The 12,498-nt window shown below is 65.8% G+C and carries 11 protein-coding genes; 5 read left to right on the top strand and 6 right to left on the bottom strand.

Features of this window, described 5'->3' with window-relative positions; all coding sequences use genetic code 11:
* Positions 1-100 precede the first annotated feature (100 nt).
* From VGN72_16980 to VGN72_16955, 6 genes are all read right to left on the bottom strand, one after another.
* Positions 101-598 (bottom strand): biopolymer transporter ExbD, encoded by a 498-nt coding sequence (locus VGN72_16980; GenBank protein HEV7301064.1) that lies wholly within the window; start codon positions 596-598, stop codon positions 101-103.
* Positions 599-696: 98 nt separating this feature from the next.
* Positions 697-1,536: a MotA/TolQ/ExbB proton channel family protein gene (locus VGN72_16975; GenBank protein HEV7301063.1), complete on the bottom strand. Its 840-nt coding sequence runs from the start codon at positions 1,534-1,536 to the stop codon at positions 697-699.
* 359 nt (positions 1,537-1,895) lie between these two features.
* On the bottom strand, positions 1,896-3,095 hold the full coding sequence (locus tag VGN72_16970; protein ID HEV7301062.1) for a hypothetical protein: 1,200 nt from the start codon (positions 3,093-3,095) through the stop codon (positions 1,896-1,898).
* A 559-nt stretch (positions 3,096-3,654) separates the two neighbouring features.
* The gene (locus VGN72_16965; GenBank protein HEV7301061.1) at positions 3,655-4,893 is read right to left on the bottom strand and encodes a GNAT family N-acetyltransferase; all 1,239 of its coding nucleotides are present in this window, start codon (positions 4,891-4,893) and stop codon (positions 3,655-3,657) included.
* A 201-nt stretch (positions 4,894-5,094) separates the two neighbouring features.
* Positions 5,095-6,369: a nucleotide disphospho-sugar-binding domain-containing protein gene (locus VGN72_16960; protein HEV7301060.1), complete on the bottom strand. Its 1,275-nt coding sequence runs from the start codon at positions 6,367-6,369 to the stop codon at positions 5,095-5,097.
* 398 nt (positions 6,370-6,767) lie between these two features.
* Positions 6,768-9,341, bottom strand: a complete 2,574-nt coding sequence (locus tag VGN72_16955) for a VCBS repeat-containing protein (protein HEV7301059.1) — start codon at positions 9,339-9,341, stop codon at positions 6,768-6,770.
* 211 nt (positions 9,342-9,552) lie between these two features.
* On the opposite strand from VGN72_16955, the gene lpxI reads away from it, so the two are divergent.
* The 5 genes from lpxI (at position 9,553) to VGN72_16930 (ending at position 12,489) form a co-directional block, all read left to right on the top strand.
* A complete protein-coding gene (gene lpxI / locus VGN72_16950) occupies positions 9,553-10,398 on the top strand; it encodes a UDP-2,3-diacylglucosamine diphosphatase LpxI (protein ID HEV7301058.1) in 846 nt (281 codons plus the stop codon).
* A gap of 147 nt (positions 10,399-10,545) precedes the next feature.
* Complete coding sequence (locus VGN72_16945) at positions 10,546-10,977, top strand: hypothetical protein (protein ID HEV7301057.1); 432 nt, start codon at positions 10,546-10,548, stop codon at positions 10,975-10,977.
* Positions 10,978-11,009: 32 nt separating this feature from the next.
* On the top strand, positions 11,010-11,255 hold the full coding sequence (locus tag VGN72_16940) for a MoaD/ThiS family protein (protein ID HEV7301056.1): 246 nt from the start codon (positions 11,010-11,012) through the stop codon (positions 11,253-11,255).
* A 9-nt stretch (positions 11,256-11,264) separates the two neighbouring features.
* The gene (locus VGN72_16935; GenBank protein ID HEV7301055.1) at positions 11,265-11,693 is read left to right on the top strand and encodes a molybdenum cofactor biosynthesis protein MoaE; all 429 of its coding nucleotides are present in this window, start codon (positions 11,265-11,267) and stop codon (positions 11,691-11,693) included.
* 61 nt (positions 11,694-11,754) lie between these two features.
* Positions 11,755-12,489 carry a hypothetical protein gene (locus VGN72_16930; GenBank protein ID HEV7301054.1) on the top strand — a complete coding sequence of 245 codons (735 nt, stop codon included), beginning with the start codon at positions 11,755-11,757 and terminating at the stop codon, positions 12,487-12,489.
* The last annotated feature ends 9 nt before the right edge of the window (positions 12,490-12,498 follow it).

Raw genomic sequence — 12,498 nt, 5'->3', positions numbered from 1 at the left:
TGGGTGAGGGTGATTCGTTCTTTCGAGAGCCGTCAGCAGTTGGAAATCACCCTCACCCTAACCCTCTCCCGGCGCATGCGGGAGAGGGGATCAGGCGCGCCTACTGAACTTCTTCCGTCACCTTGCCGGTGTTGAACGCGACTTCCTTCACCTTCGCCTGGGCGCACGCCAGCAGGACGGGTTCGAGGAAGCGGTACTGCATGTCCTCGGCGCCGCGGATGACGACCTTGAACTGGTCGTTGGGGGCGATGCCGGCAGACTTGTCGCCGTTACGGAAGTACATCAGGGTTTCGACCAGTTGGTTCTTCTTGGTCGTGGGGTCGGAGACCTTCAGCTCGGTGTTGGTGCCGCGCACGAGGGCCGTGATGTACGGCTGGTCGAGCTGGCCCTCCTTCACGTTCAGCACGAGCGCGTTGCCCATGTCCTTGATGTCGGTGCCCTGAATGGACTTGGGGATCGTGATCGTCTCGTCGGCCCCGGTGTTCACGCCGATGCGGGCGACCAGCATGAAGAAGACGATGAGCACCATCACGACGTCGATGAGCGGCGTGACGTTCGGGTGCTCGCCGTGCGATTGGGGAATGTGGCGTTTGGCCATGGGAAAGCCCCGTAGGGGCAGGCCTCTGTGCCTGCCCGGTGTCGGTTGTTCGTCGGACCACTAAAGGCAAAGCAGAGGGCGGGCACGGAGGCCCGCCCCTACACTGCCGGGCTCGGCGCCGGCGTGGGCAGCGGGGCCTTGCGGGCGGGCTGCGGGGCGGCGGCGGCGCGGGCGGGGCTCGCGGTGGCGGTGGGCTTCTCCTGCGGCTTGATCATCAGCAGCAGCTCTTCGGCCACCAGCGCGCCGCGCACCGTCAATCGGTCGACGATCGTGCGCAAAATGCCGAAGGCGGCCAGACACGGCACGGCCAGGAACAGCCCGAGGAACGTGTGGACCAGCGCGGTCGAAATACCACCCGCCAGCTCGGCCGGGTTGGCGTTGCCACCGGCGGCCTGCATGGCGCTGAAGGCCTGAATCATACCGAGCACCGTACCCAGCAGGCCCAGAAGGGGCCCAAGGTTACCGATGATGTTGAGGTACTCGATCTTGCGGAACTGCTCGGCCGTCTGCTCGCCAAGGGCCGTCTCCATCGCTTCCTTCATGCTGCTGAAGCTGGGCGCGCGCTTCAGCGCTGGGTTGAGCGCCTTGCTGACGAAGCTGGGATCGGTCTCGGTGAACTCGATCAGCTCCTTGAACTTCCGCTGACCGATCATCTCGCGGATCTGGTTGGTCGTTTCCTCGGGCATCAGCACGCTGGGGCGGTTCTTAAGGAACCCCTGGATGATCAGCGTGAGGCCGACGACCGACAGGATGCCGACCGTGATCGTCACGCCGTCGATGTGACCGAAGATCAAATCGATCAGACCGAGCGGCTCGTTGGCGGGCTCGGCGCCCGCGGCGGCGTCCTGGCCGAACGCGCTGCCGGTCATGAACAGGCTACCGGCCAACAGGACGGCGAGCAGGACGAGGCGGAACTTGGACGAGTTGGAAGGACGCATGAGGCGGATCTCCTGATTGCGGATTTCGAATTGTCGATCGCGGATTAACCTTGGACGCGCGTCCTGCTCGTCTTCAGTCAATCCGAGATCCGCAATTCGAAATCCGCAATGTCTTCTAAACCTCGCCACGCACAAGGACCGGAGCCGATCTCTCTGTCTATTGTCGGGTTGGAGGGGCGCCGTCGGGGCGCTCGCGGTGACCGGAATCTTTGTCGCTGTCACCACCGCAAGTCACGGTCCGGGGCATTCGTTCGTGTTGTTCGTTTGTTGGTCGTACTGGAACGCTGGCGTCGGACGTTTCTCTCACGAGGAACCGGCCGCTAAAGCGGCAAGCCCAGTGAGGAGCGTGCCCTCGATTATTACCGAAGGTCGGTTTCTAAGACCTTCTTGAAGACGCCACCGTTCTGGTTGGCCATCTCCCGCAAGGTTTGCTCGGCCTGCGGGTCGTCGCTCATCATCAGGATCGTGTTGATCTTCACGCTCTTGTCGGCGTTGAGTTTCGCCACCTCGGCCAGCACGTCCTGATAGCTGGCGTAGTTATTGAACTCGCCGTCGGTCAGGAAGTAGACCAGCTGCGGCTTCTGGGCGAAGGCCTGCTTCAGCGCGGGGATCGGGTTGGTGCCCGCGCCCAGCACGCTGGTCTCGTTCATGAACTTGTAGGCCTTCTGCTTGTTCGACGGGCTGGCCGGGAGCAGCGACTGGGCCAGGGGCATGGCCCACTGGTCGTCGGTGCTGCCACCGCGGAAGAAGATCACGTTGTACTTCTGGATCGGCTTGAGGATGTCGATCGCCTTGGCCAACTGCTGCTTGAGCAAGTCGAACTTCAGGCCGAGCATGGTGCCGGTGGCGTCACAGATGTAGACGATCTGCTTGGCGTTGCCACTGATGCCCATGAACGGGCTCTTGGGCCCGATGCCACCCCCACCACCGGGCACACCGAACGGGGCCATGGCGCCACCACCGGCTTCACCCGTGCCCACGCCACTCTCGGCGCCGGTGGCGCTGCCGAACGAACTGTTGGGGCCGATGCCGATCGTGTTGTCCGTCGTCTCGCCCTGCGCGCCGGCGAGGCTGGCGGTCAGGCTGTCGCTGGGCTTGGAATTCCAAGCGTCGCTCTGCGTCGGCACGTCCTTGAACTCGTCCTGGGCCGACGCCATGTTCGGGTCGCCACCAAGGCCGGGATTAGGAATGCCACCAACTTCGGCGCCATCGACGATGGCGGCATCGGGGATGATCGTCTGTTCTTCGACGACGTTCTTAATGGCCTTATAAGTTTCGTAAGTGGCGAAGCCCAGCCCGATGATGCCGGCGTGCAGGATGATGCTGGTCGCCAGCGGAAGCACGTCCTGCACCCAAGGGGTCTGCATGAACGGGCGCCTCTTGGGGGCTTCGTCCAACGGTGCGGTTTCGGTCGGAATGTCAGTCGCGGGGGCAGTGGCAGAGGCGGGTTTGGTCGACGTTGCAGGAGCGGCAGTTGCAGGCGTTGCCGTCTTTGGGACGCCCGTTGCGGGCGACGCAGCCTTGGCATCCGCGTTGGGCGGAATGGTCTCGGTAGCCATGATGCTCATCCTCCGGGTGCGTACAGCGCTCTGCTCCGCGTCACGTGATCGGCCAAGCCGACGCCGGTACCTTCCCCGCTTGACAGTTTGGGGATCAGCTCGTTCCAAAAGTGGAAGGGCTCGTACGGCAGGATCACGCTGCGCCAGTCGACCTCCGTGGCGTGTCAGGACGCGCCGACTGGCTTCGCAACGGTCATCATAACCTTGCAGCCCCTTAACCTTCAACGAAAAAACGGCAACGGGAAATCGGCCGCACTTTTCGGGCGGGCAGATTGGGTGGAATGGTCGGAAGAAACCACGGACGGGTAGGAATGACCAAGCATCAATGAAGAACGCATCGCTTTACGCGACCCTGTCGCCTCGCGCGCACTTGTCATCCGGATGGGAGCCAGAAGACTGGTGGCACCCCGAGGGGAGCGGTAGCGATCCGAGGGATCTCCCACGGCCGCACCGTGAGTCAGTCGAGATCCCTCAGGTCGGCAAGCCTCCCATCGGGATGACACGTCCCTGCTCGACGCAGGGGTTTCGTCCGCTAGCCTCAAGGCCATGGCAGAGGAACCTAAAACTGCTCATGGCAGAACGGCACCGGCCCCTTGGCCAACGCATCTAAAATCTCCAAGCAATGGGCCGACTCGACGGCGATCAGACCCAAGCGGACGGCTCGCGTGGCGGTGAGCTCGCCGAGGACGATCTGGGCCCACGTGTTGTCGGAGATCGCGGCTTCCGGGGTGGCTTCGCTGCCCAGGGTTACGGTGGCCCGACCGGCCTCCACGTCGACCGCGACGCGGGTGAGGCGGCCTTCAGATTCCTGAATGCCGATCACCGTGCGGCCCTTGGCCCAACCGGGCCATGCGATGGATTCCAGCAGCCGCTTGTGGTCCAAGACGCGCACCATCAACCGGTTGTGCGTGCGCACAGACGCCGGGCCCTCCGAACTCGGATCGAGAACCACCTGCGGCTCGCGCAACAGCAGGTTTAGTGGAAGATCGCCGGGCAGCGTGATGACGGCCCTGCTGTACTGATCGCGCAGGGTGGCCAGAAACCGCAGCTGGCGCACCAGCGCCGGCGTGTTCTCATAGACGAGCTCGGTAACCGTCGCGGCGTGTTGTGGATCGGCCTCGTTGGTGACGAAGTGCATGTACCCGCGCACCGGGCCGCCAGTCTTGGGCCGGTCCACGATCGTCCAGCCATCGCGCCACGCATGAAGCAGTTTTGCCCAGCGGCCGGGCGAGCGGGCGATGTCGCACTGACCGGCGGCTACCGCGCGGGCCAGGCAGGCAGCCATCTCCGGTTGGTCGGCGGGCTCCAGGAAGCGCAGGCCGTCGGTGGCACCTGCGGGAAGCGTGCGAATGGGGATGTTCCACTCGACTCGCCGTTCGATGACGCCGTAGCCGAACTCCTCGTAGAAGCTGCCGCGGAACGGGTGCAGCGCCGTGACGGCGTCGCCGCGCTCACGGCCGCGCCGGATCATCTCTTCCATCAAATGCGTCGCGACACCCTTGCCGCCGAAACGCTTCGATGACCTGCGATGCGTGCGGGCGGTGCCAACCCAGGCGACGCCCTGACACGGGAGGGCGGCGCCGCGCACCCACATCTGCATGGCATAGCTGGTGGCGGTGCCGATGGGGCGGCCGGCTTCGTCGCGGGCCAGGAGGTAGTCGTGACCCGGGGCGCGATCGTCGGGGACGGCTTGCTGCATGGCCTCCAAGCCGCTCGGACCGTTCCCGTACGCCGCCAATCGCGCCGTCGCGATCTCGTCGCGAGCGTCGCTCGTGACCCAACTCAATTCCAATGCCATTCGGCCTCCCTCTGCGCTCTTCTATATAGCCACGGGCTTGCCCGTGGTCTTCCGTTTCGGACCCATGCACTAGACGAAACGATCGCGCAAACCGTCATCCTGAGGTACGCCGAAGGATTTCTTCTGTCCCACGCAGGAAGACGAAGAGATCCTTCGGCGTGCCTCGGTATGACGAGGTCTTCTCAATCGCTCGGGCCCAGCTTACGCGACGACCTTTGCCGGTTGGCTGTGGTGCGCCGCCCGCGCCGCTTCGATCCAGTCCGCGGCCCGTTCGATGCCGCGATTGTCGGCGAACCGCGTGGCGATCTCCCTCGCCTGTGCCGCGACGGCCGAATCGCCCAACAGGCGGCCCAAGATCGTCGCGAGGTTAGTCGCGGTGAACTTCTTCGGTTTCAGCGACGCGCCGACGCCCAAGCGGGCGAGCCGGGCCGCGTTGTCGGGTTGGTCGTGCGACATGGGCATGACGATTTGCGGAATGCCGGCCGCCAGGGCCTGCGAGGTCGTGCCGATACCACCGTGATGCACGATCGCGGCGCAGCGGGGCAGCAACTGGCTGAACGGCGCGTAGTCGACGTGAATCACACCTGCTGGCAAGTCGGCTGGCAACTGCTCGCGATGCCGCGTGAGCAACAACCCGCGCCGGTCGAGCACCGCGCACGCGCCAACCGCAGCACGGAAGAAGTCCTGCCCGTGCAGCATGGCGGTACCGGGGGTGAAGGCGATGGGGGCGCCGCCCGTGTTGAGGAACTGATCGAGCGCGGGTGACAATGGCGTCACGCCGCGCTCGTCGTACATCGGGAAGCCCGTCAGCCTTACCTGCTGTGGCCAGTCGGCCTGCGGCGGCGCGTACCAGTCGGGAAACAACCCCAGCACGCGGTCGGGCGAGTTCCACCAATCCTTCAGCAACCGCCTGGCCGGTGGCAGGCCGTAGGTGGCGCGCAGGCGGTTGATCGGCCCGGCCATCATCGGGTCGATCACGCCCACGTCGGCCAGCCAGATCACTGCGCGGCGCAGCGTGTGATTTCTCGGCCAGATCATGCCGCCCAGCACCGGTGGGGCGATGACGCTGCGAAAGACCATCGGCGCCAGGTGCACGGTAACGGTGGGCACGTCGGTGATCTCACGCACGATGCGCGCCCCGAATCCGAGCGACGACGCCACCAGCACCGAATCGTCGCGCGACGTTAATCGGCGCAGCAGGTCGACCGTTTCCTGCAGGTTGGCCAGCGCCCCACCCTGCACCGCCACCCGCGGCCCGCGCGTGGGGTGCCACAGGTTGGGGTCGGCCATAAGGTTGCGGTACCTCGCGTCGTCGCCGAGCGGCTCGAAGTTCAGCCCGGCCGACTGCACGAGCGGACCGAAGTGGGCATTGGTGACGAGCGTCACGTCGTGCCCGCGCCGCTGAAGTTCGAGGCCAATGCCGACGAACGGGTGCACGTCGCCGTGCGAGCCGATGGGGTTGAGGACGATGTTCATGGGTGGAGGCTACTGTCGCCACCAGTTTACCCGGAAAGAAGGGGTAAATGTACGGGCAGGGGATCACGAAACGGCAGTCGTGCACTTGCCGTGGCATGGGCGTCTCGCGGCTCTGTTGACAAGCGGGGTGAACGCGCCAAGACGCCAAGACCGCCAAGACCGCCAAGCGAAGAAACGCCAAGAAGATCCTCTTCTCTCTTCTTTCCTATCTTGGCGTCCTTGGCGTCTTGGCGTTCAACAAGGAATTTTTTCAACAAGGCCGCGTCTCGCCCATGCATGCCGATTCTTCGCTAGATCCTATTGCTGCAAGATCGCTTCGACGGATCAACTGCCGTAGATCTGATCTTCAGGCCCCATTGCAGGCATGGGCGAGACGCCCATGCCACGGCCAATACCTATCACACGATCGGCGTCAGCGAGAAGCGGACGTCGTCGGCGGGCAGCACCGATGTGCCGCCCAAGGTGGCCCGGCGCGGCAGCGTTTCGGCGACGAAGCGACTGCTGGCGTCCACGGGGCCGCGCACCGAGACGATCGAGATCCGGCCACCGGCAAGCAGCGCGTCGTCGCCGTCCAGCAGGACGTCGTTCACGGGGTTGATGCCCGCAGCGAAGACCGAGGTGGTGACCGAACCGGTGATCGAGATCACGCGGATGGTGGCAGCGGTGTAGGTGTCGTCACCACCGCCCAACGAGTTGTCGGCGCCAAGGCTGGCGCCGGCCAGCACGGTGCTGCCCGCGACGCTGCCGCGCACGATGAACGCCGTGAGCGACGACGCGGTCGCCAGGTCGCCCGAGAAGTCGCCGCGCACGTTCATCGAGCGCAGCGAGCCGGCGATGTTGCCGCTCCATCCGGGCAGCACGCTGCCGGCGACGGTGATCGTGCTGACGTTGCCCCCGATGGTCCAGGGCACGCCGGCCAGGTCGCCGCGAATCGTGGCACTGCGCAACGCCTGGCCCGCGGGGCTGCCAGCGCCACTGAACGTCACGGCGCCGGCGAACGCGCCGCGCGCGTTGATCGTGCTGGCATAGGGCGCGGTCAGCACTTCGTCGCTGCCGGACAGCGCGTTGCCGTCGGTCCATTCCGCCAGCGATAACGACCGGATCGGCTGGTCGGACGTGATCGACCCACCGGCGAGCGTGCCGAGCGTGAGCGTGACGGGGGTCGCCGTGTCGGCGCTGGTGATCGTCACGCCGTCGGTGATCGTTGCGCGGCTGGCGTTGATGGCGCGCATCGTGCTCTGGCTGACGATGCCACCCACGGTCGCGACGCCGTCGCCACTGCGGCCGCGCGGTGTGATGATGAGCGTCGTGCGACTCGTGGTGCCATCGAGCGTCACGTTCAGCGCGTCGTTGGCGCCCGTCGTGACGGTGCCGGTGCCCGGGCCCGACAGTGAGAACGTGATCTCGGTGCCGTCGGCGTCGGTGCGCGTCTGGCGAAGCGTGCGGTTGCCCAGTCGGCCGAACTGTTGCGTAAGTTCGTAGGTGGTGTCGCTGGCCACGGTGTTGTTGGCGACGCTGCCCTCGGGAATGTCGGTCGTGTTGACATTGGCCAGCAGGTAGACGGGCCCGGCGGGGATCGTGTCGTCGGCCACGAACGAGGCGCGGAGCGTCGTCGTGCGCCCGCCGCGCAGGTTGATGGCGCGGTCGGTGAGGGCCGTGCCGGTGTTCAGCAGCACGTCGTTCTCGTCCAGCACGGCGTCGGCGGACGCGTACAGGTTGACGGTGACGCGACCGGTCGCCTGAACGTCGCTGGCGTTGCTCACCGAAATCAACGCCGACCCGCGATCGCCGGGCACGAAGAGGGCCGGCAGTGATACGCGACGAAATGCCGTGACGAGGTCGGCAGTGGGCAAGAGGCCGGGCGTGGACGTGTTGACGAACGTGTTGACCGATGTGCCGGCGGCGTCGGTCGCCAACAGGTCGGGCTTGCCATCGGCATTCACGTCCGCCAGCGCGACGCCGGTGAACTCGCCGCCGGCGCTGAGGCCCTGCAGGCCAACTAGGCTGCCGGCGCCGTTGCCCTGCAATACGAGCAGCCCGTCGGCGGTGGTGGCGGTGGCGACGACGTCGGTGAAACCGTCGCCGTCGACGTCACCGGTCAATAGATCGTTGCTGACGCCTGCGGCGCGGTAGTCGACCTTCGGCGCAAACGCGCCGCCGATAACGGTGTTCAACAGCACGGCGATCTCACCGTCGACGCTGGAACTGACGATCAGGTCGAGTGCGCCGTCGGCGTTCAGGTCGGCCAGGGTGACGGCGGTGGGGGATCGGCCGACGGCGTACGACTGCTGCGCCGGCTCGGTCACGCCGGCAATGCGGCGGGTGACCGTGACGGTGTTGGCGTCCGCATCCACCGTGACGAAGTCGACCGACCCGTTGCCGTCGACGTCGCCCAGCGCCAGCCCGATCGCGTTGCCCGGCACGGCCGTGAAGTCGAAGGCGTCGAAGGTGCCGTCACCATTGCCGGCGAGCGTGCTGAAGCCACCCGTGCCGCCGATGGTCGCAACGATGTCTGCGCCACCGTCGCCGGTGACGTTCTGCACGGCCAAGCTGCGCACGGCGCCACCGGCCTCAAAGTCGGCGCCGGCGGCGAAGGTGCCATCACCGAGGTTCAGCTGGACCGTCGCAACGCCGGTTTCGCTGCCGGTGACGATGTCGGGCAGCTCGTCGCCGTTCACGTCCGCAAGTGCTAATGCGGTTGGCGGCTGGCTGACCGGATAGTCGGCCCGCAGGCCGAGGCCACCGGCACCGTCGCCCAGCAGCACGCTGACGGTGCTCGCGGTGCGGTTGGCGGTAACGAGATCTGCGATCCCGTCACCGTTGAGGTCGGCCGTGGCTACGGCACTGGCGCCGCTGCCTACTGGTGTGCTGGCTGGAGGGGCAAACGACACGCTGAGCAGCTGCCGACGTTCGAGCGGTTCCACGGCCGAGATAGAACGTTCACCCGCGTTGTTACGACGATTTTCGCGCATGTTTGATTATCCGTTTTTGCAAGCCAGCATTGCCAGGAGTCAGCCGAGCGACACTAACGCGGTGCGGCGGTGCGAACAACCTGTAAACAGAGCTTTTTCACCATCAGATGAGCTCGCACTGGCCGTGGGATAGGCGTCTCGCCCATGCGACGGTTGAAATCCCGCCGCCGCACCTTGGGGCGCGCGTCGCATCCACTTATACTGCCAGCTTATGAGCGCGCCGCTGGGCATCATCGCTGGTGAGGGCATCTTCCCCGTGCTGATCGCGCGCGGTGCGCGGGCGGCGGGCAGGCGGGTGGTGTGCGCGGGGTTTGCCGGGCACGCGTGGGCATCGCTGGCCAACGAGGTTGACGTATTTGGGTGGGTCGGGCTGCTGCGCATGGGGCAGTGGATCCGCCTGCTACGGCAGCACGGGTGCACCGAGGCGATCCTGGTCGGCCGCGTGGCCAAGGGTAAGGCGTACGACAACTGGAACCTCGTCCGCTACGTGCCGGACTGGCTGACGGCCAAGATGCTGTGGCGCATCTTTCGCCACGACAAGCGCCCGCAGACCTGGATCGATTCCATCACGGCTGAGCTCGCGCAGAACGGAATTCAATTGATCGACCAAACCACCTACACCGCCGACCAACTGTCGACGCCCGGCGTCATGGGCAAGCGGCAGCCGACCGACGCCCAGTGGACCGACATTCGCCATGGGTACGAGCGGGCGGTTGCGATCAGCCGGATGGACATCGGCCAGTGCATCGCGCTGAAGGATCGCGACGTGCTGGCCGTCGAGGCGACCGAGGGCACCAACGCGATGATCGAGCGGGCGGGGCAGTTGTGCCCGTCGGGCGGGTGGACGCTGATCAAGGTCAGCAACACCAACGCCGATTTGCGCGTCGACGTGCCGACGATCGGCACAACCACGATCGAGAAGCTCGCCGCTGCCAAAGCGGGGTGCGTGGTGCTGGAACCGGGGAAGACTGTGATGCTCGAGCGGCCTAAAGTTCTGGAACTGGCCGACCGCTACAAGATCGCGGTCGTCGGCTACGGTGGCGAGATGGCCGGCTGAAATTTAACCCCCTCTCCCGGTACGCCGGGGGAGGGCAGGGGTGGGGGCTCTTTGCTTCCCAACGCAAGTAAGACCCCCTCCCTTACCCTCCCCCCGGCGTACCGGGAGAGGGGATCGAACGACTTCCTCTTGGGTGGTACTTCCACCATGTTCTGGAAAGATCGAGATTACGTGGGTGAGGAGACGCCGCAGGTGATCGCGCGGCGGCGCGGCACCGACTGCATCCACAGCGGCCTGCTTGCCCAGTCTGCTGGCGCGTTCATCATGGCGATGGTCGGTCGGCCGGACATCGCGCCGTTCTGGCTGGGATTGGTGATGATCCTCGCCGGCGTCCCCGTGCTGACGGTCGGCTGCGTCCGCCGGGCGCGCTCGAAGGGTTACCATGGCCGCGTGGGTGCGCTGGGCCTGCTGGGGTTCGTGGGCGTGCTGGTGCTGGCCTTCCTGCCCGACCGCAACCGCGCCAAGGCCGGCTTTGAAGTGGTCATGCCGATGATGGTCTCGACGACCTGGATACCGCCGGATGAGGACCCGAAGTGGATGCCGCGCTCGTGGGGTGAAGACCAATTGCGCGGGCAGTAGCACGTTGATTTCACGACTCGATGGGAAGACGCATGCAGATCAACGTCAAACTGTTCGCCATCCTCCGCGACGCTGCGGGCACACCGGAGTTGACGTTGGACCTGCCCGACGGCGCGACGGTTCACACGGCCGCAGTAGCGCTGGGCGAGCGGTTGCCGGCATTGGCCGAGCACTTGCCGCACACCGGCTACGCCGTCAACCGCACCTACGCCGGTCCCGCCGAGGTGCTGAAGGACGGCGACGAACTGGCCGCCATCCCACCCGTGAGCGGCGGGTGAGGGACAACAATGCACGACCTGATCCAGCTCTCCTCCGATCCCCTCGACACCGCCGCCGCCATCGCGTTCGTCACCGACGCGGCCGCGGGTGCGATTGACGTGTTTCTCGGCACAACGCGATCCGACCGGAACGCCGCGGGTCAGGATTTGATCGCATTGGATTACGATGCCTACGCGGCGATGGCGATCGAACAGATGCGCGACATCGCGCAACGGGCGCGTCAGCAGTGGCCGGTGCTGAAGGTGGCGATTTTGCACCGCACGGGCCGGGTGGCGGTGGGGCAGCCGAGCGTGCTGATCGCCGTCAGCACGCCGCACCGGGCCGACTCGTTCGCGGCGTGCCGGTTCGTCATCGACACGCTGAAGGCCGAAGTGACGATCTGGAAGCAGGAAGTGTGGGACGGCGCGGCGCCGACGTGGGTTCATCCGAGCGCGTGAAGCGTCGCGGCTACACAATCGGCGAGACTTAGACCGTTCAGTCCGCATAAGATCGATCACCATGGCGCGAGTTGCCCCCGCTGTTCCCGCTCCCACCGATCTGCTCTGCGAGCACTGTGGCTACACGCTGAACGGCCTGCCCGACGACGGCCGCTGTCCGGAATGCGGTGGCCCGATCGGCGACAGCGTGAACGACGGCCGTCAGTTGTCGCGGTGGGAACAATCGCCATCAAAAGGTCGGCCTGCGGCGTTCGTCGCGACCACGCTCGCGCTGCTGCTCCGGCCGACGGCGTTCTTCCGGCACCTCAGCGTTCGCGGTGGCCGTGGCGAGGCCAGAACCTTCGGTCGCGCGCACGCCATCATCGCGTCGCTGCTGTTCGGCTTCACCGCCGTCGGGTACTGGCTGATCGTTTCCGGCGAGCGCTTCGGTACGCCAAAGCACTACGCGGTCTTCCTCGGTGGCTTTCTCTGCAGCGTCGGTTCACTTGCGCTCATCACCAACCTTGCGGCGCGACTGACGCACTGGGAGGCCACCTATCGCGGGCTGCGCCTCCCGTTGGACACGGTGCGCAGGTGCCTCGACTTCCACTACGCGCACTACCTGCCCGTGGCGATGCTGTTCGCGATCACCACGGCGTCGTTCATCTGGATGCGGCCGACCGTGATGGAGATCGGTGGGTTTCAGCTGAGCGTCGCGTACCTGTACTTGCTGAGCGCTGAAGTCATCGCGACGGCAAGCTATCTGTTCTGGACCTACTGGATCGGCATGCGCAACGTGATGTTTGCGAACCGGTAGGGGAACTAA

The sequence above is a fragment of the Tepidisphaeraceae bacterium genome (genome assembly GCA_035998445.1).
Lineage (GTDB): Bacteria > Planctomycetota > Phycisphaerae > Tepidisphaerales > Tepidisphaeraceae > DASYHQ01.
The sequence above is the reverse complement of the archived record's forward strand: the minus strand, read 5'-3'. Positions and strand labels throughout refer to the sequence as shown.

Bases quoted from the DNA above. Each gene is read 5' to 3' on its own strand.
- VGN72_16980 (HEV7301064.1), bottom strand. From the start codon at position 598: ATGGCCAAACGCCACATTCCCCAATCGCACGGCGAGCACCCGAACGTC.
- VGN72_16975 (HEV7301063.1), bottom strand. From the start codon at position 1,536: ATGCGTCCTTCCAACTCGTCCAAGTTCCGCCTCGTCCTGCTCGCCGTC.
- VGN72_16970 (HEV7301062.1), bottom strand. From the start codon at position 3,095: ATGGCTACCGAGACCATTCCGCCCAACGCGGATGCCAAGGCTGCGTCG.
- VGN72_16965 (HEV7301061.1), bottom strand. From the start codon at position 4,893: ATGGCATTGGAATTGAGTTGGGTCACGAGCGACGCTCGCGACGAGATC.
- VGN72_16960 (HEV7301060.1), bottom strand. From the start codon at position 6,369: ATGAACATCGTCCTCAACCCCATCGGCTCGCACGGCGACGTGCACCCG.
- VGN72_16955 (HEV7301059.1), bottom strand. From the start codon at position 9,341: ATGCGCGAAAATCGTCGTAACAACGCGGGTGAACGTTCTATCTCGGCC.
- lpxI (HEV7301058.1), top strand. From the start codon at position 9,553: ATGAGCGCGCCGCTGGGCATCATCGCTGGTGAGGGCATCTTCCCCGTG.
- VGN72_16945 (HEV7301057.1), top strand. From the start codon at position 10,546: ATGTTCTGGAAAGATCGAGATTACGTGGGTGAGGAGACGCCGCAGGTG.
- VGN72_16940 (HEV7301056.1), top strand. From the start codon at position 11,010: ATGCAGATCAACGTCAAACTGTTCGCCATCCTCCGCGACGCTGCGGGC.
- VGN72_16935 (HEV7301055.1), top strand. From the start codon at position 11,265: ATGCACGACCTGATCCAGCTCTCCTCCGATCCCCTCGACACCGCCGCC.
- VGN72_16930 (HEV7301054.1), top strand. From the start codon at position 11,755: ATGGCGCGAGTTGCCCCCGCTGTTCCCGCTCCCACCGATCTGCTCTGC.